24 protein-coding genes and 1 other RNA gene are annotated in these 25,740 nt (G+C 58.8%); 11 read left to right on the forward strand and 14 right to left on the reverse strand.

Going from position 1 to position 25,740, the window contains the following annotated elements; translation table 11 throughout:
- Nucleotides 1–8: 8 nt before the first annotated feature.
- The 9 genes from JXR15_RS00590 to gatC form a co-directional block, all read right to left on the reverse strand.
- A complete protein-coding gene (locus tag JXR15_RS00590) occupies nt 9–629 on the reverse strand; it encodes an inner membrane-spanning protein YciB (protein ID WP_422051330.1) in 621 nt (206 codons plus the stop codon).
- Between the two features lie 9 nt (nt 630–638).
- Nucleotides 639–1,544 carry a DMT family transporter gene (locus tag JXR15_RS00595; RefSeq protein ID WP_422051331.1) on the reverse strand — a complete coding sequence of 302 codons (906 nt, stop codon included), beginning with the start codon at nt 1,542–1,544 and terminating at the stop codon, nt 639–641.
- Nucleotides 1,545–1,572: 28 nt separating this feature from the next.
- Nucleotides 1,573–2,667: a signal recognition particle-docking protein FtsY gene (gene ftsY, locus JXR15_RS00600; protein WP_422051332.1), complete on the reverse strand. Its 1,095-nt coding sequence runs from the start codon at nt 2,665–2,667 to the stop codon at nt 1,573–1,575.
- A gap of 48 nt (nt 2,668–2,715) precedes the next feature.
- Nucleotides 2,716–3,390, reverse strand: a complete 675-nt coding sequence (locus tag JXR15_RS00605; protein WP_422051333.1) for a lysoplasmalogenase — start codon at nt 3,388–3,390, stop codon at nt 2,716–2,718.
- A 72-nt stretch (nt 3,391–3,462) separates the two neighbouring features.
- Nucleotides 3,463–3,838: RNase P RNA component class A (rnpB, locus tag JXR15_RS00610), an RNA gene on the reverse strand.
- A 33-nt stretch (nt 3,839–3,871) separates the two neighbouring features.
- Nucleotides 3,872–4,537 (reverse strand): N-acetylmuramoyl-L-alanine amidase, encoded by a 666-nt coding sequence (locus JXR15_RS00615; protein WP_422051334.1) that lies wholly within the window; start codon nt 4,535–4,537, stop codon nt 3,872–3,874.
- A 3-nt stretch (nt 4,538–4,540) separates the two neighbouring features.
- Nucleotides 4,541–5,383 carry a hypothetical protein gene (locus tag JXR15_RS00620; RefSeq protein ID WP_422051335.1) on the reverse strand — a complete coding sequence of 281 codons (843 nt, stop codon included), beginning with the start codon at nt 5,381–5,383 and terminating at the stop codon, nt 4,541–4,543.
- A gap of 35 nt (nt 5,384–5,418) precedes the next feature.
- Nucleotides 5,419–6,906, reverse strand: a complete 1,488-nt coding sequence (gene gatA, locus JXR15_RS00625) for an Asp-tRNA(Asn)/Glu-tRNA(Gln) amidotransferase subunit GatA (protein WP_422051336.1) — start codon at nt 6,904–6,906, stop codon at nt 5,419–5,421.
- Nucleotides 6,907–6,968: 62 nt separating this feature from the next.
- On the reverse strand, nt 6,969–7,256 hold the full coding sequence (gene gatC, locus JXR15_RS00630) for an Asp-tRNA(Asn)/Glu-tRNA(Gln) amidotransferase subunit GatC (RefSeq protein WP_422051337.1): 288 nt from the start codon (nt 7,254–7,256) through the stop codon (nt 6,969–6,971).
- A gap of 188 nt (nt 7,257–7,444) precedes the next feature.
- Between gatC and JXR15_RS00635 the strand changes: the two genes are divergently transcribed.
- Entirely contained in the window at nt 7,445–8,137 is a 693-nt protein-coding gene (locus JXR15_RS00635) for a metal-dependent hydrolase (RefSeq protein WP_422051338.1), read from the forward strand.
- A gap of 4 nt (nt 8,138–8,141) precedes the next feature.
- On the opposite strand, the gene JXR15_RS00640 is transcribed toward JXR15_RS00635, so the two are convergent.
- Nucleotides 8,142–8,591, reverse strand: a complete 450-nt coding sequence (locus JXR15_RS00640; RefSeq protein ID WP_422051339.1) for a nucleoside deaminase — start codon at nt 8,589–8,591, stop codon at nt 8,142–8,144.
- Nucleotides 8,592–8,652: 61 nt separating this feature from the next.
- On the opposite strand from JXR15_RS00640, the gene JXR15_RS00645 reads away from it, so the two are divergent.
- From JXR15_RS00645 to JXR15_RS00675, 7 genes are all read left to right on the forward strand, one after another.
- Nucleotides 8,653–9,531 (forward strand): pseudouridine synthase, encoded by an 879-nt coding sequence (locus tag JXR15_RS00645; RefSeq protein ID WP_422051340.1) that lies wholly within the window; start codon nt 8,653–8,655, stop codon nt 9,529–9,531.
- Nucleotides 9,532–9,729: 198 nt separating this feature from the next.
- Complete coding sequence (locus JXR15_RS00650; protein WP_422051341.1) at nt 9,730–10,608, forward strand: 5-bromo-4-chloroindolyl phosphate hydrolysis family protein; 879 nt, start codon at nt 9,730–9,732, stop codon at nt 10,606–10,608.
- A 35-nt stretch (nt 10,609–10,643) separates the two neighbouring features.
- Complete coding sequence (locus tag JXR15_RS00655) at nt 10,644–11,840, forward strand: toxic anion resistance protein (RefSeq protein WP_422051342.1); 1,197 nt, start codon at nt 10,644–10,646, stop codon at nt 11,838–11,840.
- A gap of 50 nt (nt 11,841–11,890) precedes the next feature.
- Entirely contained in the window at nt 11,891–12,757 is an 867-nt protein-coding gene (locus JXR15_RS00660) for a DUF2927 domain-containing protein (RefSeq protein WP_422052223.1), read from the forward strand.
- Nucleotides 12,758–12,793: 36 nt separating this feature from the next.
- Nucleotides 12,794–13,933: an SPFH domain-containing protein gene (locus tag JXR15_RS00665; protein WP_422051343.1), complete on the forward strand. Its 1,140-nt coding sequence runs from the start codon at nt 12,794–12,796 to the stop codon at nt 13,931–13,933.
- 71 nt (nt 13,934–14,004) lie between these two features.
- A complete protein-coding gene (locus JXR15_RS00670) occupies nt 14,005–15,111 on the forward strand; it encodes a TFIIB-type zinc finger domain-containing protein (RefSeq protein WP_422051345.1) in 1,107 nt (368 codons plus the stop codon).
- 18 nt (nt 15,112–15,129) lie between these two features.
- Nucleotides 15,130–15,801, forward strand: a complete 672-nt coding sequence (locus JXR15_RS00675; protein WP_422051346.1) for a nitroreductase — start codon at nt 15,130–15,132, stop codon at nt 15,799–15,801.
- Between the two features lie 5 nt (nt 15,802–15,806).
- Here the strand turns inward: JXR15_RS00675 and JXR15_RS00680 are convergent, their stop codons facing one another.
- The 3 genes from JXR15_RS00680 to JXR15_RS00690 all read right to left on the reverse strand — a co-directional run bounded on the left by JXR15_RS00680 (nt 15,807) and on the right by JXR15_RS00690 (nt 20,358).
- Nucleotides 15,807–16,877, reverse strand: coding sequence for a DUF2235 domain-containing protein (locus JXR15_RS00680; protein ID WP_422051347.1), 1,071 nt, complete (start codon nt 16,875–16,877; stop codon nt 15,807–15,809).
- Nucleotides 16,852–19,149 carry a xanthine dehydrogenase family protein molybdopterin-binding subunit gene (locus tag JXR15_RS00685; protein WP_422051348.1) on the reverse strand — a complete coding sequence of 766 codons (2,298 nt, stop codon included), beginning with the start codon at nt 19,147–19,149 and terminating at the stop codon, nt 16,852–16,854. The genes JXR15_RS00680 and JXR15_RS00685 overlap by 26 nt, the downstream gene beginning before the upstream one ends.
- A gap of 78 nt (nt 19,150–19,227) precedes the next feature.
- Nucleotides 19,228–20,358, reverse strand: a complete 1,131-nt coding sequence (locus JXR15_RS00690; protein ID WP_422051349.1) for a type III PLP-dependent enzyme — start codon at nt 20,356–20,358, stop codon at nt 19,228–19,230.
- Between the two features lie 108 nt (nt 20,359–20,466).
- Between JXR15_RS00690 and JXR15_RS00695 the strand changes: the two genes are divergently transcribed.
- The 3 genes from JXR15_RS00695 (at nt 20,467) to JXR15_RS00705 (ending at nt 24,749) form a co-directional block, all read left to right on the forward strand.
- Entirely contained in the window at nt 20,467–20,904 is a 438-nt protein-coding gene (locus JXR15_RS00695) for an Lrp/AsnC family transcriptional regulator (protein ID WP_422051350.1), read from the forward strand.
- 323 nt (nt 20,905–21,227) lie between these two features.
- Nucleotides 21,228–24,383, forward strand: coding sequence for a valine--tRNA ligase (locus JXR15_RS00700; protein ID WP_422051352.1), 3,156 nt, complete (start codon nt 21,228–21,230; stop codon nt 24,381–24,383).
- A 42-nt stretch (nt 24,384–24,425) separates the two neighbouring features.
- On the forward strand, nt 24,426–24,749 hold the full coding sequence (locus JXR15_RS00705) for a DUF1992 domain-containing protein (protein ID WP_422051353.1): 324 nt from the start codon (nt 24,426–24,428) through the stop codon (nt 24,747–24,749).
- Between the two features lie 90 nt (nt 24,750–24,839).
- Here the strand turns inward: JXR15_RS00705 and JXR15_RS00710 are convergent, their stop codons facing one another.
- On the reverse strand, nt 24,840–25,631 hold the full coding sequence (locus JXR15_RS00710; protein ID WP_422051354.1) for a crotonase/enoyl-CoA hydratase family protein: 792 nt from the start codon (nt 25,629–25,631) through the stop codon (nt 24,840–24,842).
- Nucleotides 25,632–25,740 lie beyond the last annotated feature (109 nt).

Consider the following 25,740-nt stretch of genomic DNA (forward strand, 5'->3'; position numbering starts at 1 on the left):
GGCGCCCTTCAGCCCTTGTCGGCCTCTTCTTCCAGCGCGTAATCCTGGAAAATCTTGCCCTGTGTCATGAAGAAAATGAACACTGCTGCGGTTAGGCCAAAGGTCTTGAAGTAAACCCATGTGTCCGTGCTCTGAGTGCGCCAGATCACCTCGTTCAGCACCGCCAGCCCGATAAAAAACGCCGTCAGCCGTTTGGTCAAAAGCATCCAACCCTCTTCTTTCAGGGGCATCATCTCTTCCATCACAAACTTCAGATAGCTCTGTCCGCGCAGCAAGCCGACTCCCAATGCCCCACCAAACAGCAGGTAGATCATGGTTGGCTTCATCTTGAAGAACCGCTCGTCATTGAGCCACACCGACAGCCCGCCAAACAGGATCACCAGTACCAAAGTGGCCACCTGCATCTTTGAGAGCTTGCCGGTCAGTTTCCAAAGGATGCCTGTGGTCAGGATCAGCAAAGGAATAAAGCCCGCTGTGGCAACAATGAACCCATCATAGGCCGTGCCTCCGATCTCAATGGTTTGGTCCCGCAGCCGCAGATAGGCGACAAAGAACACCACAATAGGTCCCAGCTCCAACCCCATCTTGAGCATCGGGTTGATCTTGTTCTCAGAAGTATTCTCAGCCATGTCGCATTCCTATTGCCTGCCCACTTCCACTATCACAGCGCCCAGCGCAATCAATGCCATCAAGGCAATCCTGCGTGGGCCAACCGTCTCTTTTAGCACCAGCCAGCCAATCAGCGCGGCAAACACCGGCGAGGTCTCTCGCAACACCGCCGCTTCACCGACGTTGTCCAACCGGGTAGCCAACATCACTGAGCCAAAACTGGCAAAGGCCACCAACCCGCCTATAAATCCACGTATCATCAACGGGCCAAGGCTGGGCGGGGTGACCATGGCGCGATACCTCATCGCCGCCAACACCGGAAACACCAGACCATCAATCAGGAAAAACCAAGCCAGAAACGTGAACGGATCCGCCGTCGCACGAATGCCGTAAGCATCATAGGTGGTGTATAGCGCGACAAAAAATCCGGTGAACACGGCGATGACCATCGCCGCCACCAAGGTGTCACGCCCGTCGGTCATGAACACCATGTTGTAGACGGCCAGTCCAAGAATACCCGCCATCAATACCGCCACCCCAAACCACTGCAGCCCACTGAAGGTTTCGCCAAAAATCAGATAGGCGCCAATGACCGTGAAAAACGGCCCCACGCCGCGCACCACCGGATAGACCACGGTAAACGCGCCTTTGGTGTAGGCCCAGCTTTGCAAGAGCTTGTATCCTGTGTGAATGACAAAGGCGCCCAGGAAAATAAGCCACATATGCGGCTCGGGCCACTGCACCACAAACAATGCAAACGGCGCCGCCATGGCCGCGTAGCTGAAATCGATCGCGCCGCGCGTTAGCCAGGGATCATGCCGTCCTTTTTGAAGCGCGCCAAACACCGCATGTAGGAACGCGGCGAGCAAGGCCAAGGTCAAAGCCAGTTGCTGTCCTGAGGCTGTGCCCTCCAAAGACACCAGCCAGGCGCTCATGTTATGGCCTCAAGAGAGCGGTTCAAGCTCACTTTTGCTCCAAGCCGATCAAGGCCGCAGCAAACTCTTCGGGATCAAACGGTTGCAGATCATCAATCTGCTCGCCCACACCAATCGCGTGGATCGGCAGGCCAAATTTATCTGCGAGACTCACAAGAATACCGCCTTTGGCCGTGCCGTCGAGCTTGGTCATCACCAGACCAGACACATCTGCCAGTTTTTGGAAGGTCTCCACCTGGCTAACCGCATTCTGCCCGGTCGTAGCATCCAACACCAACAAAGTGTTGTGCGGCGCATCCGGGTCTTTCTTGCGGATCACCCGCACAATCTTGGCAAGCTCTTCCATCAGGTCCTGACGATTCTGCAAACGCCCAGCCGTGTCGATCATCAACAGGTCCGCACCTTCGGCTTCCGCCTTGGTCATCGCATCATAAGCCAAGCTCGCAGGGTCCGAACCCTCCGGCGCCGTCAAAACCGGCACACCCGCACGTTCGCCCCACACCTGCAGCTGCTCCACCGCCGCTGCCCGGAAAGTATCCCCAGCCGCAATCACCACAGACTTCCCAGCCGCACGGAACTGGCTTGCCAGCTTGCCAATGGTGGTGGTCTTACCAGAGCCATTCACACCCACAACCAGCACAACCTGCGGCTTGGACGGATAGAGCGGCATAGGGCGCGCCACGGTTTCCATGATCCGTGCCACTTCGGTTGCGAGAATATCTTTGATCTCTTGCGTAGAGACCCGCCGTCCCAAACGGCCTTCTGCGATATTCGCCGTCACGCGCAGGGCGGTGTCCACGCCCATATCCGAGGCAATCAGCAGTTCTTCCAGCTGCTCCAGCATGTCGTCGTCCAGCACACGCTTCACAACTGGACCGCTTTGGCTTTGCCCGGTCAGGCGCGAAAGGATGCCGGACTTGAGCGCCTCAACAGGCGCTTTCTCTTCCACGACAGGCGCCGCTTCCACCTCAATCGCCACAGCCGAAGGCTGCTCTACGGGAGGGTTCTCAACCGCAACCGCTTCGGTCTCTTCGCCACCATCTTCGACAATCGCCTCAAGCCCCTCGTCCAACTTGGACGACGATTTGAACAGCTTGTCTTTGAGCTTTGAGAAAAACGCCATGGTGGTCTCCGGAACTGCTTGCTTCCAGTTAGTCTGATTTTACAGGATTTAAAAGAGCGGGGTCGCCCAACCCACACCCGCCACAATCAGAAACTGTCCGCCCGCATAAAGCACCCATAGCGCAATCGACACCATGCGTTGCAGGGCCGCATCCGGTTTCATGCGAAACAACTGGATCGCCAACAGCGTGTCAGACGCCATAAAGGCCACAGCGCCAGCCACCGCCAGCGAACGATCCGCCAGCCCAAACGCCGTTGCCCCCATGGCACAAATAATCACTACATAGGCTCTCACTGGCCAACGCAGATCGCCGGTAAAAGGGCTTAACCAACGCTCAGTCGACAAAGCAAGAGCCAACAAAACTGCCAACAAGACCGGCGCCGCCAACGGCCCAGCCCCGATGTCCCAGAAATAGGCCACATAGGCCACATGTGCCGCCGCAAAGGAAACCAAACCGACCAGAAACGCTCTCTCGCCATCCCGCGACAGCGCCAGATCCCCTAGCGCAGACAACAGGAGCGCCACCACAACCGCCCAAGATCCAAAGCTCACGGCTACGGCTGCAGCAAAGGCGGGCATTGGGATGGACTTTATCACCGTTTTCCAAACGCTGGGTGGGCGGTGACAGAAGGCCATCGCATAAATCACCGCCGCCAACAGCCCCACCACAAGCAATCCCAAGCGGATGCTTTGGCGCAGGGCAATTTCTTCGACAATACTCATGGCAGCCTCATATGTTTTACCAACACCCTATGGCGGCAAGCCTCTGTTTGTCTTGTGCAAAATGGGAAGCTGACGCGCAGAGAGCCTATAAGCCGGATTCTGTTCCCCAGCCGAAGCCGGTTCAATGACCATTCATCTAGGGTGCCTGTTACCAGACACCTCAAGCTGCCAACCCGGACCTGCTCGGAGCAAAGCGCTCCTGTACTTGCGCACACGCGGTCCCTATTTGGCATTGCTCCCGGTGGGGCTTGCCGTGCCGCCGCTGTTGCCAGCCGCGCGGTGGGCTCTTACCCCACCGTTTCACCCTTACTCTCGCAAGCGAGAGCGGTCTGTTTTCTGTGGCGCTTTCCCTCGGGTTTCCCCGGCCGGGCGTTACCCGGCACCGTTGCTTTGTGGAGTCCGGACTTTCCTCGCGGGCTTACGCCCCCACGGCCATCCAGCTCTCTGCGCGCTATCGCAATAGGCGCTTGGCGCAACCGGGTCAATCTCTGCGTGACAACTGCGCCAATCGTGCTGCAATCCGCGCGTCTTCGGCGTCGGATGGTCCTTCAGCCCAAGGCCGAAACCGCGCCCGAAACGCGTCCAAACAGTTCGGATTTTCCAGATCATAGCCAAATTCCGCGGCACAGCTTTCCCAATCCGCCTGCTCAGCCACTTGGTCGGGCCAGACAGCCAATCCCTGACGCGCCAAAAGCAGCCAGTCAAATTTCGGACCTGGATCAATTTTGCGGCCTGGAGACATATCGGAATGGCCAATCACGCCCTCCGCGCCAATACCCCAACGCTGCATGATACCCGCCAGCAGCACCTCAAGCGCATCCATCTGCGCCGCCGCAAACGGGTGGTCGCCTTTGTTGGACAGCTCGATACCAATACTTCGGGAATTCACATCGCCTTGGCCTTGCCAGCTGCCAACACCCGCGTGCCAAGCCCGTAGCTCTTCTGCCACCAGTTGCGTGACCTGCCCATCTGGTGCAATCACATAGTGCGCCGAGACTTCCGCTTCCGGATTGCACAGCCAGTCAATCGCCGCCTGGGCGCTATCCATGGCCGTGTAGTGGATCACAATCAGCTCTGGCCGCTGGCCATCTCGCCGCTCGCCAAAGTTTGGCGAGGGCTGATGTAAAATGTCCAATTTTGAGGGCATAGATTAGTTGCCGGCCGCCACACGGAACGGGCTGGGGTCCCATTTGCAGGCATAGCCGTCACCATCCGGATCAACGCCAAGGCGGTCTTTCTTAGGCCCCCCCTTTTCCAGAAACGCCCGCTGCGCCGCTTCGTCGCTGGCAAACTTGGCACAGGCTTTGTCGTAGCGTGACGCGCCACCAATTTTCAAACGGTTGTACATCTTGGTCCCGCGTGGGTGTTTGGTCTCAAGCGCATAAGCCACAATGTTTGGCCCTGCGTCACCCGTGCGCACCGGCACGGCGGTCGGCTGGATCACTGTGTAGTTGGCTTTATTCTGCGCCCGCCGCGCCGCATCAGCTTCGATGGAGCGACGCCCATCGACAGCAGCAAAGTCATTCTCATCCGAAATGCCCGGGTTGGAGAACACCTGCGGCGCCGGGTTGCTTGGGCTGGCGTGAAGTGGTTGCTCGCCAGAATTGGCCGATGCAGCCACCAACGCGGCTGTGGTCTCGCTGGCAATGCTGGCCGCATCATTGGTTGCTGACGCAGCCGCGCTTGCCGAAGGCACAGTGCTCGCCGCCGCAGCTGCGGATTGCGGTTGTGCCGTTGTGGTGGTCACCAAAGGCGTCGCCGCAACGGATTGCGCCGGGGGCACGGTGGCAACCAAAGGCGCCGGCTCGATTGTCGCGATCTGCGGTGCGTCCGGGATCGTCTCCTGAGACACCGCATTGGCTGGCGGCAATGCTGTCCGCCGATGCTCTCCGGTTTTTTCGTCGAAAAACACGCCCGCGGCGCTGTCTGGTACGGCGGGCTGGCACGCGCTCAGCGCGACCAGCGCACAAATGGCCCCAATGCTACGTTTCATGTTCTGCCTTAACTGCTCTTAGTTTTGCAGCAGCCTTACCACCATTTGCCCGGTTTGGCCACAAAACCTGCTGCTTGCTCCAATGCATAGGCGGTGTTCAGCAGATCACCCTCTTCCCAAGGACGGCCAATCAGCTGCAGACCCAAAGGCAGACCCTGGCTGTCTACGCCTGTTGGCACCGAAATTCCGGGCAGGCCAGCAAGGTTCACTGTCACGGTGAACACGTCGTTCAGATACATTTGGATCGGATCGGCGTCGGTCATTTCACCCAGACCAAAGGCCGCAGACGGCGTCGCCGGTGTCAGGATTGCATCAACACCTTGCGCAAAGACGTTCTCGAAGTCCTGCTTGATCAGCGTCCGAACCCGACGCGCACGGTTGTAGTAAGCGTCATAGAAACCAGCGGACAGCACATAGGTACCAACCATCACACGGCGCTGCACCTCATGGCCAAAGCCTTCGGCGCGGGTCTTTTCATACATTTCAGTGATGCCGTCACCTGCTGCCAGAGTGGCGCGGTGGCCATAGCGTACACCGTCATAGCGCGCGAGGTTCGAAGAAGCCTCTGCTGGCGCAATCACATAGTAGGCTGGCAGAGCATACTTGGTGTGCGGCAGGGAGATGTCAACAATCTCCGCACCTGCGGCTTTTAGCATCTCGGTGCCATCGGCCCAGAGCTTTTCGATCTCCGCTGGCATGCCATCCATACGGTACTCTTTTGGAATACCAATCTTCTTGCCACGAATGTCGCCAGTTAGCATGGCTTCAAAGTTTGGCACCGGCAGATCGACACTGGTGCTGTCTTTTTCATCGTGTCCGCACATCGCTTCCAGCATGATCGCTGCGTCGCGCACGTCTTTGGTCATCGGGCCTGCTTGATCCAGCGAGGAGGCAAAGGCCACCACGCCCCAGCGGGAGCACCGGCCATAGGTTGGCTTGATGCCAGTGATGCCGGTAAAGGCTGCAGGCTGACGGATCGAGCCGCCAGTGTCGGTGCCGGTCGCCGCCAAACACAGGTCCGCCGCCACAGCCGCAGCCGAGCCACCAGACGATCCACCAGGGGTCAGTGCCGCTTCGTCATTGCCGCGCCGCCACGGGTTGATGGCGTTGCCATAAACGGAGGTCTCGTTGGACGAACCCATCGCAAACTCATCCATGTTAAGCTTGCCAAGCATCACCGCACCCGTGTCCACCAGCTTTTGCGAAACAGTGGATTCATACTCTGGCGTAAAGCCTTCCAGAATGCCGCTGGCCGCTTGGGACGCCACACCTTTGGTGCAGAACAGGTCCTTAATGCCAATCGGCAAGCCACACATGTCCGGCGCATCGCCTTGCGCAATCCGCGCATCCGCCGCTTTCGCACGCTCCAGCGCGATCTCCGGCGTCTTGTGCACAAATGCGTTGAGCGCGTCCGCGTCATCAATCGCCTTCAAAAAGGTCTCAGTCAGTTCAACGGAAGTCACATCACCGGCGCGCAGCTTGTCGCGGGCTTCAGCCAGTGTGAGTTTGGTCAGATCGGTCATATCGGCGCCTCTCTATGTGGGGCAAAATCTATTGTCAGGGGATCAACGGCAGGTAGGCCGGATCACTCCACCACTTTGGGAACAGCAAAAAAGCCTTCACGCGCATCCGGCGCGTTGCTCAGGATTTTCTCCTGCTGATCCCCATCGTTCACCACATCCTCACGACGCTTCAGGCGCATCGGGGTTACGGACACCATTGGCTCCACGCCTTCAACGTCAACCTCGTTCAGTTGCTCAATGAAACCCAGCACGGCATTGAATTCCTGAGCCAGCGCAGGCAGGGCCTCTTCTTCAACCTTGATGCGGGCCAGTTTGGCCACTTTGGCGGCGGTGCTTTCGTCAATCGACATGGGGCAAGACTCTCTCGTTGCGGACGTGCCTTCAGCCTTTAGCGCGCACGGGAATATGGTGCAAGCCACGCGACGTGGTTTCCAGCCCAACAGGCTTCCGCCGCCCGCCAAAAGGTTGGAACATCTGGTGCATTTACCAAACCTGACCGTCTCGTTAGGGTCACGTCCATTGCAATAGGAGATTGATTATGAAGATTATCTGGCTCGGCCATTCCGGGTTTCGCATCGAAATCGGAGGCCAAGTGTTGCTGATCGACCCTTGGCTCACAAACAACCCTACCTTTCCAGATGCAGATCGTGAACGCGCCATCCAAGGAACCACAGCAATCCTCATGACGCACGGCCACTCGGACCACATCGAAGACATCCCCGCCATCGCCGCTGAAACCGGCGCACCGGTAGCGGCTGTCTATGAACTGGCCGAGTGGATGGAAAAATCCCATGGCCTCACAGGGATTGGGTTTGGCAAAGGCGGCACCATTCACCTGGGCAATATCGCCGTCACACTGGTCAATGCGATCCACTCATCCTCTTTGGTCCACAACGAACAGCGGCAATACGTCGGAACCGAAGCCGGCCTTATGATCTCTGGCGAAGGCAAAACCATCTATGTCAGCGGAGACACAGATGTGATGGCAGACATGGAAATCTTCAACGACCTTCACAACCCAGACATCGGCCTTATGTCTTGCGGCGGATACTTCACCATGGACATGCGCCGCGCCGCCTACGCCGCCAACAAATTCTTCAACTTCAAAACCGTCATTCCCTGTCATTACAAGACGTTCCCGATGCTGGAACAATCGGCCGACGCGCTTATTGAGGCACTTCCAGATGTGGACGTGATCGAACCTGAGGTAATGGCAGCAATCGAGCTCTAAGACCTCACCGGCGCTTTGCAAAAAACACCTTGAGCAACGCTTCACACTCTCCTGCTGCAAGGCCATCATAGACCTCTGGCACATGGTGGCTTTGCGGATGGGCAAACACGCGCGGCCCCTGCGCCACGCCGCCCGACTTCGGATCAGACGCACCGTAGTACACCCGTGCAATCCGCGCCTGACTGATCGCGCTGGCACACATCGGACAGGGCTCAAGCGTCACATACAAATCACATCCCACCAGCCTCTCACGGCCAATCTTGGCACAGGCTGCCCGCATCGCCAAAATCTCCGCGTGCCCCGTTGGATCGCAGTCCTCCCGTGTCCGGTTGCCCGCAGAAGCCAGAACCGCACCATCCCGTCCAACAATCACCGCGCCAACAGGAACCTCATCGCGCTCCGCCGCGGCGCGCGCTTCTTCAAGCGCCAGATCCATATGAGAAGTGAACGTCATACAGCAGACTTGCCTTGCCAAGCCCCCTTTCGCAATCCCCGTTTCACAGGTACATGGGGACATGTCTCAAAAGCCCCCCTCCTCCCGTCGCCCAACCGCGAAACCAAGCGCTGCCAAAACGCGCCCGTCCAAGCCGCGCAAGGCGCCAGCCAAACCGGTATCTGACGCCCCCAAGCGCGAAGGCGACCGCATCGCCAAGGTGCTGGCTCGTGCGGGGGTGGCGTCGCGTCGTGACGCCGAACGCATGATTGAGGCCGGACGCGTGTCGGTAAATGGCCAAAAACTCGACAGCCCCGCGCTTAACGTGACCACCAAAGACCGCATCACGGTTGACGGAAAGCCAGTGGGCGAGCCAGATCCGGAACGCATCTGGCTCTATCATAAACCCTCCGGCCTTGTGACCACCAACCGCGATGAAAAGGGCCGCGATACGATCTTCGATCACCTGCCAGAAAACCTGCCCCGCGTCATGACTGTTGGACGTTTGGACCTCAACTCCGAGGGCCTACTCCTACTCACCAACGACGGTGGCCTAAAACGCAAACTGGAACTGCCCAGCACTGGCTGGCTGCGCAAATACCGTGTGCGAATCAATGGCCGACCAACGGAAGACACCTTTGCCCCACTGCGCAAAGGCATTGAAGTCGACGGCGAACACTTCCAACCAATGGAGATCACTTTGGATCGCCAGCAAGGCGCCAACGCTTGGGTGACAATTGGCCTGCGCGAGGGCAAAAACCGAGAAATCCGCCGCGCCATGGAGGCCATAAACCTCACCGTAAACCGCCTGATCCGGGTGTCTTACGGTCCGTTCCAACTTGGCCAACTCAAGCCAGGCGAAGTCGAAGAGCTGCGCCGTCGTGTTGTGCGTGACCAATTGGGGCTCGAAGGCGCGGTGCCTGAAGAAACACGCCGCAAACCCACCCGACGCCGCAAATAGTCTGGCAAGCGGTGCAATTGCCTCGGCAATGCGCCGCTTTACCAAAACTTCCCCCTAGCCTTATCGCGGCAGAGTTCTTAGATTTCTCCATAACTTAGCACAGGGTGGAGTGGGTATGTCATCAACCGGTTTACAGAAGCTGGCCTTTGGCCTGTTGGTTCTGTTGATCTTCTACGTCTCTTTCACAGGAGGCGCGTGATGGCTCAGAAATTTGGTGGCAAATATAGTCCCAGCGGCGCGCAGGGTGTGAACGGCGACGATGGCTTTCGCAACGCCAAACGCAGCCGCGCTGGCGGGCGCGTCAACCTGCTGTTCATCGCGCCGCTGCCCCTGATCTGGAAAGCTTTCACGTCAGACCCCATCGGCATGGCACAATATTTGGCTGCGCTTGGTGTTCTGCTCTTGGCGGCTTGGATGACCCGTGAGGGCATGTTTGCGCACGAAGCCTATGACGCTCGGAAAGTGGCCCGCCGTCCGGCACTGCCGCGCAAACTGCTTGGCTCTCTCTTAACTGGCCTCGGCCTCGCGATCGCGGGTTTCGCAGGCCATGGCCCCATCGAGGCGGGCATCTTTGCGGTTGTTGGCGGACTGTTGCACAGCTTTGCCTTTGGCCTCGATCCAATGTCGGACAAAGGCATGGAAGGCACCAACCGTCACCAAACCGACCGCGTCGCCCGCGCTGTGGAAGAAGCCGAAGACCACCTGCGCGCCATGAGCGACGCGGTTGCTCGCGTCGGAGATCGCACTGTGGAGCGCCGTGTGGCTGCATTCCAATCCACCGCACGAGATCTGTTTCGCACTGTAGAAGAAGATCCCCGCGACCTGACCGCAGCGCGCCGTTACCTCAGCGTCTATTTGCTGGGAGCGAAAGACGCGACCGTGAAGTTCGCCGACATCTACAACCGGACACAGGACGCACAGGCCCGTGCCGACTACCTCGCGCTGCTGGATGACCTGGAAGAAAATTTTGCCGCCCGAACGCAGAAACTCCTGCTGGAGGACCGTGGCGACCTAACCATCGAAATTGACGTACTGCGCGAGCGCCTGGAGCGCGAAGGCCTGCGCCGCGACAGCTGATAACACATGTGACCTACCGGGAAGGGTGGATTTAAATGTCTGAGATCGTAAAACAAAAAGCCGAAGCCGCGTTGGCTGAAATCACTGAAGCCACCGTTGCGCTGCCGGAACCAATTGAAGCCAACGCCATCGTGCCATTGGCCGAAGCAGATGCACCGGTGTCTGCGGAAATCACCAAACGCATGGCTGAATTGGACATGACCAACACCAACTCGATTGTGTCCTTTGGCTCCGGCGCTCAGGCGGAACTGCAAACCATTTCCCAAGCCATGCTGCAAGATGTGCGCAACAAAGACGTTGGCCCGGCGGGCGACAGCCTCCGCGACATCGTCACCACCATCCGTGGATTCTCGGTTTCTGAACTGGACGTCCGCCGCGAACGCAGCTTCTGGGAAAAACTATTTGGCAAGGCCGCGCCTTTTGCCAAGTTCACAGCCCGTTTTGAAGAAGTTCAGGATCAGATCGATCGCGTCACCGACGATCTGCTTGGTCACGAGCACAAACTGCTCAAAGACATCAAGTCACTGGATGTGCTTTACGAAAAAACCCTCGCCTTCTATGACGAACTGGCGCTTTACATCGCCGCGGGCGAGGCCAAGATTGCCGACCTGGATGCCAACGACATCCCTACCAAAGAAGCCGAGGTTTCCGCTGCGGATGAAAATGCTCAGGTCATGAAGGCACAAGAACTGCGCGACCTGCGCGCCGCAAGGGACGACCTGGAACGCCGCGTACACGACCTGAAACTGACCCGCCAGGTCACCATGCAATCCTTGCCGTCCATCCGCCTGGTGCAGGAAAACGACAAATCTCTGGTCACCAAGATCAACTCCACCTTGGTCAACACCGTACCGCTGTGGGAAACCCAACTGGCGCAGGCCGTCACCATCCAACGTTCCGCCGAAGCTGCCGCGGCCGTGCGTGACGCCAACGACCTCACCAACGAGCTGCTGACCGCAAACGCCAAAAACCTGCGCGAAACCAACCGCGCGGTGCGCACAGAGATGGAACGCGGCGTGTTTGACATCGAGGCCGTGAAAACCGCCAACGCAGAGCTGATCGCCACCATCAACGAGTCGCTGCAAATCGCCGACGAAGGCAAAGCCAAACGCGCCGCCGCCGAAGACGATATGAAAAAGATGGAAGCCGAATTGCGTGACACATTGGCTTCGGCAAAAGCGCGCAAGGACGGTCTAGGCGACACAACCGCCACCGCAGTACCGACCACTTGAAGCGATTTGCGGGCATAGGGCTCGGGCTGCTGACCACATTGGCGGCCTGCATGGACACCAGCGGCACCACCTCGCCGCCGGTTGTCGCCCCTGTGCCAGCACCTCCGTCCGAAGCCAGCGCGGCTTTGCGGTCTTATTATAGCAAAGTTCAGGCTGATCTTCTGACACGTGGCCTGTTGCGCACCGATGGCGGCGGCCCGGACACGCCGTTTACACCGGATATCCTGGCGCGCAACTTTGAGCGCATCGCTTTTTATGATGAATACAACAGCGGTGGCGGGTTGGAGCGCTCCTCAGGTCAAGCAGGTCAACTGCGTCGCTGGAGCGGCCCTGTCAAAGTGAACGTTGAATTTGGCCCCTCGGTGCCAGAAAGCCAACGCGCCACAGACCGCGCGACGGTTGCCGCCTATGTGCCGCGTTTGGCCAACACCACCGGCCACGCGATCCGCCAAACCACAAGCAAACCCAACTTCAACGTGCTGGTAATGGGAGCCGACGATCGGGACACGGTGAACGCCCGCCTGGACAGTCTGTTGCCAAACGCCTCCCCCAAAACCCGCGCATTGTTCGCCAACCCACCACGCAATATCTATTGTTTTGTGGTGGCCTTGGCCTCGGATACCGATCCCAACGCCTACACGTCTGCAGTTGCTCTGGTACGCGCAGAACACCCTGATCTGCTGCGCAAATCCTGCCTCCACGAAGAGATCGCTCAGGGCCTTGGTTTGGCCAACGACAGCCCCGAAGCCCGCCCCTCAATCTTCAACGATGACGAAGAGTTTGCGCTGCTCACCACGCATGACGAAAAACTGCTCTCCATGCTCTATGACAACCGGCTCAGTATCGGTATGAGCGTGGACGAGGCCCGCCCCATTGTTTACATTCTGGCCCGCGAGCAAACCGCACAGAACTTCTGAGCGCGCCCGCGACCAGCCTTTTGAAAGGACCACTTCATGGGTATTTTTGATTTCCTCACCGGCGAATTTATCGACGTCATCCATTGGGTCGACGACACCCGCGACACGCTCGTGTTCCGCTTTGAGCGCGAAGGCCATGAAATCAAATACGGCGCCAAGCTGACCGTGCGCGAAGGTCAGGCGGCGGTGTTTGTACACGAAGGCCAACTGGCCGATGTCTTCACCCCGGGCCTCTACATGTTGGAAACCAACAACATGCCGGTGATGACCACGCTGCAGCACTGGGACCACGGCTTCAAAAGCCCGTTCAAATCCGAAATCTACTACGTCAACACCACCCGGTTTGCCGATCTGAAATGGGGCACCAAAAACCCGATCATGGTACGCGACCCGGAATTCGGCCCCGTGCGTCTTCGCGCCTACGGCACCTACTCAGCTCGAGTGGTCGATCCGGCCCGTTTTCTAGCGGAGATCGTTGGGACGGACGGCGAGTTCACCATGGATGAGATCTCCTTCCAGATCCGCAATATCATCGTGCAGGAGTTCTCCCGGGTTGTGGCCGGCTCTGGCATTCCCGTGCTCGACATGGCCGCCAATACCGCTGACCTCGGCAAGCTGGTCGCCGCCGAAATCTCCGGTACCATCGCCGAATACGGCCTCGCGATCCCGGAGCTCTACATCGAAAACATCTCCCTGCCGCCCGCAGTTGAGGCCGCCATGGACAAGCGCACCTCGATGGGCATTGTCGGCGATCTGGGCAAGTACACCCAGTTCTCCGCCGCCGAAGCCATGACCGCCGCCGCGCAAACGCCAAATTCCGGCATGGGCGCTGGCATGGGGATGGGCATGGGCATGGCGATGGCCCAACAGATGGCGCAAACCGGCCCATGGGGCGCGCAACCTGCCGCCCAAGCACCGCAAGCCGCGCCTGCCCCACAGGCCGCTGCTGCGCCACCGCCCCCGCCGCCGGTCGAGCACGTATGGCACATTGCGGAAAACGGCCAAACCAAAGGTCCGTTCTCCAAAGCTGCGCTTGGCCGCATGGCCACCGCCGGGGAGATTACCCGCGAGACCCATGTCTGGACCGCTGGCCAAGACGGGTGGAAACACGCCGAAGACGTGGCTGAGCTGGCGCAGCTCTTCACCATCCTGCCGCCCCCACCACCCGGAGCGTAACCCTCAGCCCTGGCTTTCTAGCCGGGGCTTCACCTTTTTCTTCCCAAGCCATTTCAGAGCAAGCAGATTTCATGTCAGCCACCCCGCCCCCTGCGCCCAAAGAGACAACCCGTTTCCCCTGCGCCCAATGCGGCGCCGACTACCGCTTTGCTCCTAACGAAGGCAAGTTGATCTGCGATCACTGCGGTCATGAGGAAGCCACCGAGCAAGGTGATCGTCAGGCCGCCATCGCTGAGTTGGATTTCAAGGCGGCGCTTGCGGAACAGCTTCCAGCCGCCGAAATGGTCGAAGCCCGTACAACCTCCTGCCCGAATTGCGCGGCGCATGTGGTGTTTGAGGGCGACGTCCACGCCACTGAATGCCCGTTCTGCGCCACGCCTGTTGTGGTCGACACCGGCACACATCGTCTGATCAAACCGCGGGCTGTCCTGCCTTTCCAAATCGCAGAAAAAGTCGCGCACCAGTCCATGAATGACTGGCTGGGCAAACTCTGGTTTGCTCCCAATGGCCTGCAAGAGTACGCCAAGAAGGGCCGCAAAATGGATGGCATCTATGTCCCCTATTGGACCTATGATGCCGACACCAAATCGTCCTACATGGGCGAACGCGGCACGATCTACTATGTCACTGAAACCGTCATGGTGGATGGCAAACCCGAACAGCGACAGGTGCAAAAAATTCGCTGGTCCCCGGCCTCTGGCCGCGTCGCGCGCTGGTTTGACGATATCCTTGTGTTGGGCTCCAAAGCCCTGCCAAAAAAATACACCGACAACCTACAGCCGTGGGACCTCTCCGCGCTTGAGCCGTACACGCCGGAATTCCTCGCCGGCTTTCAAGCTGAAGGCTACTCCATTGAACTTGAAGAGGGTTACGAAGAAGCCCGCGATCATATGGACCGGGTGATCCGCCGTGACGTGACCTTTGACATTGGCGGCGACCGCCAGCGCATCCACAACATCTCCACCGCTGTGAACGACGTGACGTTCAAACACATCCTGCTGCCCGTTTGGATGGCCGCTTATAAGTATCGCGGCACGTCTTATCGCTTTGTTGTGAATGGACAAACCGGCCGCGTGCAGGGCGAGCGTCCCTATTCGAAATGGAAAATCGCCTTTGCCGTGCTCCTCGCCGCACTTGCAGCGGGCGCGATTGGATATATCATCGCCCAAAACCAATAAGACTTGGGGAAAACCGCGATGTCTCACCACGCTGCATTGCAAGAGCTTTTGCACGCCCGCCACTCTTGCCGGGCTTTCAAGTCTGATGCCGTTCCACGGAAGGTGATTGAACAAATTTTGCTGGATGCTGGCCGTGCCCCTTCCTGGTGCAATGCGCAACCATGGAAGGCGATTGTTACCTCCAGCGCTGAAACCGAAATTTTCCGCGAGGCGATGTCCACCGCTTTTGACAACGGTGCGCCCGCACCTGACTACCCTTTCCCAGACACCTACTCCGGCGCGCACCTCAAACGCCGCCGTACCTGCGGGTTCCAACTCTATGACGCTGTAGGTATTGGCAAAGGTGACCGCGAAGGCCGTGTCCGTCAAATGCGCGAAAACTACACACTTTTTGGCGCGCCGCATGTCGCCGTGATCACCTGTCCCAAGGAGCTTGGTCCCTACGGCGTGCTTGACTGCGGTGGCTTCATCACCGCCTTCTGCCTCTCCGCCAAATCGCAGGGCATCGGCACAGTCCCACAAGCCGCCTTGTCCCTTTTTTCAGATACCATCCGCGCCCACTTTGACATTCCAGAAGACCGCAACGTCCTCGCCGCCATCTCTTTTGGCTATCCAGACGACTCCGCCGCAATCAACACCTTCCGCACTGACCGCGCGGAATTGGACGAATTTGTCGACTGGCGCGACTGAGCCCGTTAGGTCTGCTGCAAAACCTGCCCTTTGATATCGCCGGCTGTTACATAGGGCACGGCGGAGGGGTGAATGCTCTCCGAGCGATCCGCACAAACAACTCTTGGCGCTCGAAACAGGAAATACTTGCCCAGCGCCCGCCAGGTCCCCACCATCGGCGCATCCGGATCGGTCTCAAACCAGTCGCGCCACCCTTCCGGTAGGTCAACGCCACAAATCGCCAAACGCTCCAACATCCACACAAGGGACACATTGGCCAGCGGCCGCGCCGCGTCAAACCCCACCAGTTGCCCACCCACATCGCTATGTGCGCCGCGGAACCAGACCTGCTCCACACGTCCGTCCCAATCATCGGGACAGCGCCACAGCTCCGGCTCAAACACCTGTCGTGTTTCATCTAAGGCCAGTGCATGAAACCCATGTCGCACCACGGGCGATAGCTGCTGGTTGTGAAACGCATGACGCCGTTCGGTGATACGCCACAACACCGGCACCCGCGCGCCCAGCGCTTTCACCGTGTCCCAGACACCAATCATCTCGATCTCTGTGTGTTCATAACAATGTGCCGCCGCAAACTCTTTTGCCGCAGCAGTGTCCGGCGTCAGCTCATAATGCCGATAGGCTGTGCGAATGTTGCGCTCCGTCGCACATTCCGCGCGCAACAGCCCTACGCGATCAATCACCCCTGCCAATGAGCGCACCGCAAAAGCACCGCGCGAATAGCCCATCAGGATGATCTTATCTCCAGGCCGGTACCGGCTTGCCAAATACCCGTAGGCCCGCCGGATCTGCCGATTGATGCCGCGCCCCATCATCACGTCCAAGGTCTGCCGCCAAGACCGCCATTGCACGCCGGCTTCATAGTAGACGGACACCTCCGCACCTATCTCTCGCAGCAACAGATAGGTCTGCCCGGCATTGGTCTCCTGCCCCGGGGCAAGCGAGGACATGGTGCCATCCAAAATAATCACATGCGTGACCGCTCCCCGGCGTGGCGCTGCCGGGGTATGGCTGCTGGTGAACTTGCCCGTCAGCCACTCTGATATGCGTCTAGCCAGCCGTATGTTTGGCCTCATTCAGCATCTGCCACACGCGATGTGGCGTGAACGGCATGTCCGCTTGGCGCACACCTGCGTCCCACAGCGCATCCTGCACCGCGTTGGAAGCAGCCGCCATCGCCCCCACGGTACCCGCTTCGCCACACCCTTTCATGCCCATGATATTCGCCGTGGAAGGCACTGCCTCGGTGGCGAAGCCAATCATCGGCACATCGCTGGCACGTGGCATGGCGTAGTCCATGAAGGTCGCGGTCAAAAGCTGGCCGTCGTCATCAAACACAACATGTTCCATCAACGCCTGGCCAATGCCCTGCGCCACGCCACCATGCACCTGCCCCTCAGCGAGCATCGGGTTGATCAGATTGCCAAAATCATCCACCACAGTGTATTTCTCCAACGAAACCTGTCCGGTCTCCGGGTCCACTTCAACCTCCGCCAGGTGTGCCCCATTTGGGAAACTGCGCGCTGGCAAAGTGGTGCGTTCTTCATGCACCATCAAATCCACGCGTCCGTCTGCGCGCGCCATTTCGGCGGCTTCAAGGAAGGTAGGATGTAAGTTAGAGCCTTCTGCCCGGAATTGCTCATCATCAAAGCTCACATCCGCGGCATCCACGCCCATCTTATCTGCAATATACGGCGTAAAGGCTTTAATCATCGTTTCCACGGTTGCCAAAGTTGCGGTGTTTTGCACCGTCACAGAGCGCGATCCACCGGTGCCGCCACCCTGCTTGATGCGGTCACTATCGCCCTGCACCACTTCGATCATCTCGGTAGGAATGCCTGTTTGGTCGCTTAGGAACTGCGCATAAACCGTCTCGTGCCCCTGCCCGTTGGACTGCGTGCCCACATAAATCGAAACGGTGCCATCGTCATTGAACTCCACCCGCGCGCTTTCACTTGGGTCGCCCAGAATACTCTCGATGTAGTAACACAGCCCAGCGCCGCGCAGCTTGCCAGCCTTCACGCTCTCCGCCTCGCGCGCAGCAAACCCCGACACGTCGCCAAACTCTTCCACCCGGCTCAACACCCGGTCAAAGTCACCGACGTCATAGGTTTCATCCGTCGCCGACTTATACGGAAACGCCTCGGTTGGGATGAAGTTCCGCCGCCGCAGCTCATAGCCACTCACGCCTAGCTCCCGCGCCGCGCGATCCATCAGGCGCTCCAACACATAAATCGCCTCCGGTCGCCCGGCCCCGCGATAGGCATCCACCGGCGTGGTGTTTGTGTAAATCCCATCCACCTGCAGCCAGGTGGTCTGCACGTCATACACGCCCATCAATACGCGGCTGAAAAGCTGTGTCTGGATCGCCTGGGCAAACTGCGAGTTATACGCCCCCATATTGGCGACAGACTTCACGCGATAGGCCGTGGCCTTCAGGTTCTCGTCAAACGCCAGTTCCGCCAGCGACACCAGATCGCGCCCCGCGTTGTCTGACAACATCGACTCGGTGCGATCCGCAATCCACCGTACCGGCTTGTCCAGCATCTTGGCGACATAAGCCACAATCAGCGGCTCCTGATAGATCATCGCCTTCATGCCAAAGCCGCCACCGGTGTCAGGGTTGGTCACACGCACGTCGTCTTCATTCATCTTCAGAACACGCGCGACTTGCCCTTTGGTGCCCCAGACCCCCTGACCATTGCTGGCAACATGCAGCCGGCTGCCATCCCATTCGGCATAGGCGCCACGCGGTTCCATCGCGTTTACAATCACCCGGTTGTCACCAACCTCCAAGCTCACCACATGCGCTGCTGCCTCAAAGGCCGCGTCGGTCGCCGCCTCATCGCCAAGCCCCCAATCAAACGCAAGGTTCTCCGGCGCTTCGTCGTGCAGTTGCTCACCGCCCCGCGCCAAGGCCAAATGCGCGTCTAGATCATCATAGTCGAACATGATCATCTCGGCCGCGTCCCGCGCCTGATCCATGCTCTCTGCCACAATCACAGCAATCGGCTCCCCGACGTAGCGCACCCGCTCCGCCGCCAGCAACGGACGTTCCGGTTTGGCCCCTTTGCTGCCATCGCGGTTGTCCACCTGCGTGCCTGGCAAATTAGCCTCAAGCCCCGCCGCCAACAGGTCCGCTTGCGTCAAAACGCAGGCCACGCCGTCCGCCTCACGCGCGTCCGCGATATCCAGCTCGGTCACAACCCCATGCGCAACCGGGGAGCGCAAAAAATAGGCATGCAGCGCATTCTTGGGCGCAATGTCGTCCACATATTGGCCTTTGCCGGTCAAAAACCGCGTGTCTTCAAGCCGTTTGACCGGCTGGCTTTTCCCAAACTTATCCATGGCTGCTGGCTCCCCTGCGCGTCGCTCCGAGGAGCAACTCTATAGCGCAAGTCAGGGGTGTCCAGAGCCTGTTGCGCCTTACAACGTGGCGACAGTCACCATTTCCTGCAAACCGTAGCCGTTGAAGCCGGTGGACAGCGATGACGAATAGGCCCCCATGGCCTTGATCATTACAAAATCGCCTTCACCAATCTGCGCGGGCAACGCCACCGGATCTGGCAACCGATCTAGACTGTCACAGGTCGGCCCATAGACCACCTTGCGCGCCATGTCCCCATCCACAACGGCCCCATCAGGCCGCAGCACAGAAATCCGATCCGGCACACCTATGTCGCGCAGCTCCGTCAACGCGCCGTAAATCCCGTCATTCAAAAAAACGACTGTCTCGCGCACGGTCTTCACCCGCACCGCCAATGTAAACGCCTCGGCCACCATCGCACGCCCCGGTTCACAGACCAGCGCAGGAGCCTCCTCGCCAAACGCCCGTACCGTCTCCGCCGCGATCCGATCAAAAATCGCCTCCAAATCCGGCGCAGAACCACTGCGATGCGCCGCAAATCCGCCACCAACATTCAGCCGCTTCAACGTCACGCCAGCTCGCCGCGCCACATCTGCCGCCTCGACAATATACACCGCCCAGGCTTGCGGTTCGGCACACTGCGTACCCGGATGGAAGGTCAAAGAGGTCTCAAACCCCATGTCCCGCGCCTGCTGCAGCAAAGCCACCGCCTGATCCGGGTCCGCGCCAAACTTCTCGCCAAAATCATAAGCCGCACCGGCCACCGGCAACCGCAGCCGCACCGCGATCTCCGTTCCTGCGCGCGGCACATCCGCCAACTTCTGCAATTCGCGCGGACAATCCACCGACCAGCTAGCAATGCCATGCCCAACCGCCTCGGTGATCTCCGCCACCGACCGCACCGGGTTGTGATAATGCAGCACCGCATCCGGCGCCACACGCCGCACCCGCGCCATCTCCAACGGCGACGCCACATCAAAGGCCGTCAGCCCGGCATTCACCAAATTGGTCAGCACCGCCTCATGGTCATTGGCCTTCACCGCATAGGTCACCAGCCCGGCAAAGCCGTCAATAAACCGCCGCGCCGTGGCTTGCAGCACCTCAGGTGCAAAATACAAAACCGGCGCGTCCGGCGAAAACTTCGTCAGATGCCAAGAAGGGGACGGCCAAAGGGCCGGATCATTGCGCATTTCCTACCTCACTCCTGTTTTTTTACCAGCTTGAGGGATTTCCCTGTCGATTCCACGCGGCACTCTGGTAAAAATGCAGGTAAGACTCGGCATAAAGACGACATTACCATGCAACTTGACGAAATTGACACCCAACTTCTGGCCCTGCTCAGCGAAAATGCCCGCGCACCAGTAGCCACATTGGCCCGAAAACTGGGCTTGGCCCGCACAACCGTACAGGCCCGCATCGACCGCTTGGAAACCTCCCGCGCCATCGCCGGCTACACGCTGCGTCTCGGCGATACTGCCCGCCCAAGGCTACGTGCCACGGCGCTGCTTTCGATCGAATTGCGCAGCGGCCCTATTGTACTGGATCGTCTCAAATCTCTGCCAGCCGTGGAAAGTGTAAACACCTGCTCCGGCCGGTTTGATCTGATTGTGCAACTGGCTGCGGACAGCACCTCGGAGCTGGACGACACCCTGGACAACATTGGCGAGGCCAAGGGTGTGAAAAGTTCGGAAAGCCTGATCCACCTGTCCACCAAGCTGGACCGCCCACGCGGATGACCACGTGTATCTCACTCAAGAAACAGTCCTGTTTTGAGAAACTTTGGGGGGAGATGATTTGCGTGCCATTCTGGCACGCAGGATGTACATCTCATCGCTTTCTAGCGTGGAGGCGTCCTGCGCCACACCCTGCTTATGCCGCGCCAAGTGTTAACAGAACCTTAACAAACCAGATCTTTTTTGAATTTTTTCAACTTGAGTGAAAAAATTCAGGTTTTCTCCACCTTGCTAAACAATCTCTTCCCGCTTCCCCTTTGTTCTCTCATTCGATAGAGACAACTCCGATTGATAACGGGCGCGAACCGACACAAGGGATCACACCAATGGCGATGGAAAAAACCTTCAACGCAGCCGAGGCCGAAGGCCGGCTGTTTGACGCATGGGAAAAAGCTGGCTGCTTCACCGCAGGTGCAAACGCAAAACCAGATGCCTCCACATACTGCATCATGATCCCACCACCCAACGTCACCGGCGTTCTGCACATGGGCCACGCGTTTAACAACACGTTGCAAGACATCCTGATCCGCTGGAAACGCATGCAGGGCTTTGACACCCTCTGGCAGCCAGGCACCGACCACGCGGGCATCGCCACCCAAATGGTCGTAGAGCGCAAGCTGGCCGAAACCCAACAGCCCTCCCGTGCCGAATTGGGCCGCGAGAAGTTCCTTGAGAAAGTTTGGGACTGGAAAGCCGAAAGCGGCGGCACCATCATCAACCAACTCAAGCGCCTTGGTGCCTCCTGTGATTTCTCCCGCGAAGCTTTCACCATGTCCGGCGCCCCCGGCGCGCCAGACGACGTGGCTGGCGGCAACTTCCACGACGCGGTGCTGAAAGTCTTTGTTGAAATGTACAACAAAGGTCTCATCTACCGCGGCAAACGCCTCGTGAACTGGGATCCGCATTTTGAAACCGCAATTTCCGACCTGGAAGTGGAAAACATCGAAGTTGCCGGCCACATGTGGCACTTCAAATACCCGCTGGCGGGTGGCGCAACCTACACCTATGTCGAGAAAGACGAAGACGGCAACGTCATCCTCGAAGAAGAGCGCGACTACATCTCCATCGCGACCACCCGCCCGGAAACCATGCTAGGCGACGGCGCCGTGGCTGTGCACCCCTCTGATGAACGTTACGCGCCCATCGTAGGCAAACTCTGCGAAATCCCGGTGGGCCCGAAAGAGCACCGCCGCCTGATCCCGATTATCACCGACGAATACCCGGACAAAGACTTCGGCTCCGGTGCGGTGAAAATCACCGGTGCGCATGACTTCAACGACTACCAAGTTGCTAAGCGCGGCGGCATCCCAATGTACCGCCTGATGGACACCAAAGGCGCGATGCGCGCGGACGGTGACAGCTACGATGCCGCAGCCACCATCGCCATGGCTGTAGCCAAGGGTGAGCGCACTCTGACCACGAACGAAGCTGACGGCGTGAACCTGGTCCCGGATGACCTGCGCGGTCTGGACCGCTTTGAAGCGCGCAAGCTGGTGGTGGAGCAAATCACCTCCGAAGGCCTCGCGGTGATGACAACCGAACACTACGTCGATGACGAAGGCCACGAAGCCTTCCGCGATATCCCGGTGGTCGAAAACAAACCCATCATGCAGCCGTTTGGTGACCGCTCCAAAGTGGTTATCGAGCCAATGCTGACCGATCAGTGGTTTGTAGAAACCGACAAAATTGTTGGGCCAGCACTGGATGCCGTACGCAATGGCGACGTGAAAATCCTGCCGGAAAGCGGTGAAAAGGTCTATTTCCACTGGCTGGAAAACATTGAACCTTGGTGTATCTCCCGCCAGCTCTGGTGGGGTCACCAGATCCCTGTGTGGTATGGCCTCGATCTTTCTGCCGATGATTTCAAAGATTACGAAAACAACGGCGCGTTGGATCTTGTCGAAATGGGCCGTTTGCTTGGCGATGGCGGCATGCTGCACCGGGGCAATGTCACCCACTGCGCCGCAAACTTTGAGGGCGTGGTAGACCAGTTCCTCGATGACAACGCCAACATCCCGGCACCTCTGAACCACGCCACAGTGGTTGAAGTGGCTGACAAGCACGAAGCCATTCACATATTGGCCGAAAGCCTCGCGCAATATGTGGTGGATCAGGATCCGCTCAAGCTGGTGTATCCGGTTTGGCGTGACCCCGACGTGCTCGACACCTGGTTCTCCTCTGGCCTCTGGCCCATCGGCACTCTTGGCTGGCCGGATCAGACACCGGAACTGGAAAAGTACTTCCCAACCTCCACGCTGATCACCGGCCAAGACATCCTGTTCTTCTGGGTAGCCCGGATGATGATGATGCAGCTCGCCGTCGTGGATCAGATCCCGTTTGACACGGTTTATCTGCACGGCCTCGTACGCGACGCCAAGGGCAAGAAGATGTCCAAATCCACCGGCAATGTGGTGGACCCTCTGGAGATCATTGATCAATACGGCACCGACGCGCTGCGTTTCACCAATGCCGCCATGGCCTCGCTCGGTGGTGTGCTGAAACTCGACATGAAGCGCATCGAAGGTTACCGCAACTTTGTCACCAAAATCTGGCAGGCCTGCTCGTATGGCGACAGCCAGATTGATGCCTTTAACGTCACGCGTGATGCTGAGCCTCCCAAGGCGACGCTTCCGCTGAACCGTTGGATCATTGGTGAGATCGCCAAGCTGCGCGAAGAGGTGGATGCCGGCTTTGAAAGCTTCCGCTTCAACGATGCCGCCAATGCGCTGTATTCCACCTTCTGGAACACCTTCTGCGACCGCTACCTGGAGTTCACCAAACCGGTGTTCCAAGGCGACAACGACGCAGCCAAAGAAGAGACCCGCGCGACGTTTGCCTGGGTCATCGACCAAGCGTTGATCTTGATGCACCCGATCATGCCCTTTGTCACCGAAGAGCTGTGGAACATCACCGAAGATCGCGGCGTTAAGACCGGCGAAGCCAGCAAGATGCTGGCCCACGCCCAATGGCCCAGCTACACAGCCGCCGATTTGGTTGACGCTGAGGCCGAGGCCGAAATGAACTGGGTCATCGCGGTGATTGGCAATGTCCGTTCTGCCCGCGCGCAGCTCAACGTGCCCTCAGGGTCCATTGTACCGATGCTGGTCACCGAAATGGACGATGCCGCCCAAACTTACTGGGACCGCAACGGTGCGCTGATTATGAACAAAGCCCGCATCGAAAGCCTGACAAAGGCAAACGATCTGCCAAAAGGCTGCATCTCTATCGGGGCGCCCGGCGCCTCCTTTGCGCTGCCGCTTGCCGACATCATTGATGTGGCTGCTGAAAAGGCCCGTCAGGAGAAAAACCTGAGCAAGCTCGCCAAGGAGCTTGGCGGCCTACGTGGCCGGTTGAAAAACCCAAAATTCGCAGCATCAGCACCGGAAGAAGTGGTGGCTGAAGCCCGCGAAAACCTGGCCCTGCGCGAAGAAGAAGAAGCCAAAATCAAGTCGGCCCTCGCCAAGCTCGCAGAGCTCGACTAAGCGCCTTGCAAACAAATGCATCATGCCCATATTGGGGGCATGATGCGCTCCTTTCGAAACCTCATAGAACGTCAGATCAAAAAGGCCGAAGCCGAAGGCCAGCTAACTGACCTTGACGGCGCAGGCAAACCCCTCCCCAAACGCCACGACGTCGAAGACCCGGCCACCGCCGTGGGCCACTCCATCATGGCGCGCGCAGGCGTTTTGCCACGTGAGTTCAAACTCAAAGAACAGCTTGAGGCGGCCAAACTTGACTGGCAGCAAGCCACGGATCCAGATGAGAAAAAGCGCCTGATGGCACAAATTGCCAAGCTGGAACTCGACTACAACGTCGAACGCGAGGCCTACCGCAAGTTCCTCAAATAATCCCGCGCTTCATTTGGCCCAAAATATCCCGGGGGTGGGGGGCTGGCCCCCACTTGTGCGTGCGTGTGGCGGCTGCCCGCCACGCCAAACTTACTTAAACACCGGCTTGCGCTTCTGGATGTTCGCCGCGATCACTTCCATCTGATGCGGTTTGCCAATCAATTCCGCCTGCGCCCGGCTCTCTTCCAACAGCACCGCGTCCACATCATCCATGTGTTCTTCCGCGTATCCAATCAGAGCCTTGGCCGCTTTCACAGCCGAAGGGCTCTTACCAGCAATCTCTTCCGCCAACGACATCGCCGCCGCGAGTGGATCTTCCACGACCTCGGTGATCAACCCCCAGGCCAAAGCTTGCTCCGCCTCAACCGGCGCCGCCGTATAGGTCAGACGCCGCAACACATCCGAGCGCACCAAATGCGGCAACAGGGTCATGCCGCCCATGTCTGGGATTAGCCCCCATTTCATCTCCATGATCGCCATCTTGGTGCCCGGCGCAGCAAAGCGAATGTCCGCGCCCAGCGCCAGTTGACAGCCGCCGCCAAAAGCCACGCCCTGCAACGCCGCGATCACCGGCACCTTCAGCTTACGCCACACCATGGCCACCTGCTGCGCGTCATTGGCATTACCATGGGTGCGCGGCATAATGCGCGCCACCGGGTCTTGCCCTGCCAAAGCGGCAAAGCTCATCACGTCGAGGCCGGCGCAAAATGACTTTCCCTCACCGGACAGCACCACAACCCGCACATCGTCATTGTCCATCAGGCCCTCACCAGCCGCGATGATACCGTCAAACATCGCCTGATCCAGCGCGTTCATCTTGTCGCCGCGGGTCAGCCGCACGTGGGCGATGTGGTCTTTGATCTCTACCGATACACGGGCCATTGAAGCCTCCTCACAGATGGGTTTTGTTGACACTACACTCTGCGTGCACCTGCTGAAAATCCACCTTGACGTGAGGGCATTTCCTCTTGTGCCGCCCCCGTCCTTGCGT

Origin of the sequence: Shimia sp. (assembly GCF_049116215.1) — a bacterium.
Classification (GTDB): domain Bacteria; phylum Pseudomonadota; class Alphaproteobacteria; order Rhodobacterales; family Rhodobacteraceae; genus Shimia.

Coding starts and splice junctions, on each gene's coding strand:
- gatC (WP_422051337.1), bottom strand. CDS start 7,256: ATGTCGATTGACGAAAGCACCGCCGCCAAAGTGGCCAAACTGGCCCGC.
- JXR15_RS00655 (WP_422051342.1), top strand. CDS start 10,644: ATGTCTGAGATCGTAAAACAAAAAGCCGAAGCCGCGTTGGCTGAAATC.
- JXR15_RS00685 (WP_422051348.1), bottom strand. CDS start 19,149: ATGGATAAGTTTGGGAAAAGCCAGCCGGTCAAACGGCTTGAAGACACG.
- JXR15_RS00645 (WP_422051340.1), top strand. CDS start 8,653: ATGTCTCAAAAGCCCCCCTCCTCCCGTCGCCCAACCGCGAAACCAAGC.
- JXR15_RS00680 (WP_422051347.1), bottom strand. CDS start 16,877: ATGAGGCCAAACATACGGCTGGCTAGACGCATATCAGAGTGGCTGACG.
- JXR15_RS00695 (WP_422051350.1), top strand. CDS start 20,467: ATGCAACTTGACGAAATTGACACCCAACTTCTGGCCCTGCTCAGCGAA.
- JXR15_RS00650 (WP_422051341.1), top strand. CDS start 9,730: ATGGCTCAGAAATTTGGTGGCAAATATAGTCCCAGCGGCGCGCAGGGT.
- JXR15_RS00670 (WP_422051345.1), top strand. CDS start 14,005: ATGTCAGCCACCCCGCCCCCTGCGCCCAAAGAGACAACCCGTTTCCCC.
- JXR15_RS00665 (WP_422051343.1), top strand. CDS start 12,794: ATGGGTATTTTTGATTTCCTCACCGGCGAATTTATCGACGTCATCCAT.
- JXR15_RS00700 (WP_422051352.1), top strand. CDS start 21,228: ATGGCGATGGAAAAAACCTTCAACGCAGCCGAGGCCGAAGGCCGGCTG.
- JXR15_RS00595 (WP_422051331.1), bottom strand. CDS start 1,544: ATGAGCGCCTGGCTGGTGTCTTTGGAGGGCACAGCCTCAGGACAGCAA.
- JXR15_RS00615 (WP_422051334.1), bottom strand. CDS start 4,537: ATGCCCTCAAAATTGGACATTTTACATCAGCCCTCGCCAAACTTTGGC.
- JXR15_RS00675 (WP_422051346.1), top strand. CDS start 15,130: ATGTCTCACCACGCTGCATTGCAAGAGCTTTTGCACGCCCGCCACTCT.
- JXR15_RS00620 (WP_422051335.1), bottom strand. CDS start 5,383: ATGAAACGTAGCATTGGGGCCATTTGTGCGCTGGTCGCGCTGAGCGCG.
- JXR15_RS00660 (WP_422052223.1), top strand. CDS start 11,891: ATGGACACCAGCGGCACCACCTCGCCGCCGGTTGTCGCCCCTGTGCCA.
- JXR15_RS00690 (WP_422051349.1), bottom strand. CDS start 20,358: ATGCGCAATGATCCGGCCCTTTGGCCGTCCCCTTCTTGGCATCTGACG.
- JXR15_RS00635 (WP_422051338.1), top strand. CDS start 7,445: ATGAAGATTATCTGGCTCGGCCATTCCGGGTTTCGCATCGAAATCGGA.
- gatA (WP_422051336.1), bottom strand. CDS start 6,906: ATGACCGATCTGACCAAACTCACACTGGCTGAAGCCCGCGACAAGCTG.
- JXR15_RS00605 (WP_422051333.1), bottom strand. CDS start 3,390: ATGAGTATTGTCGAAGAAATTGCCCTGCGCCAAAGCATCCGCTTGGGA.
- ftsY (WP_422051332.1), bottom strand. CDS start 2,667: ATGGCGTTTTTCTCAAAGCTCAAAGACAAGCTGTTCAAATCGTCGTCC.
- JXR15_RS00710 (WP_422051354.1), bottom strand. CDS start 25,631: ATGGCCCGTGTATCGGTAGAGATCAAAGACCACATCGCCCACGTGCGG.
- JXR15_RS00590 (WP_422051330.1), bottom strand. CDS start 629: ATGGCTGAGAATACTTCTGAGAACAAGATCAACCCGATGCTCAAGATG.
- JXR15_RS00640 (WP_422051339.1), bottom strand. CDS start 8,591: ATGACGTTCACTTCTCATATGGATCTGGCGCTTGAAGAAGCGCGCGCC.
- JXR15_RS00705 (WP_422051353.1), top strand. CDS start 24,426: ATGCGCTCCTTTCGAAACCTCATAGAACGTCAGATCAAAAAGGCCGAA.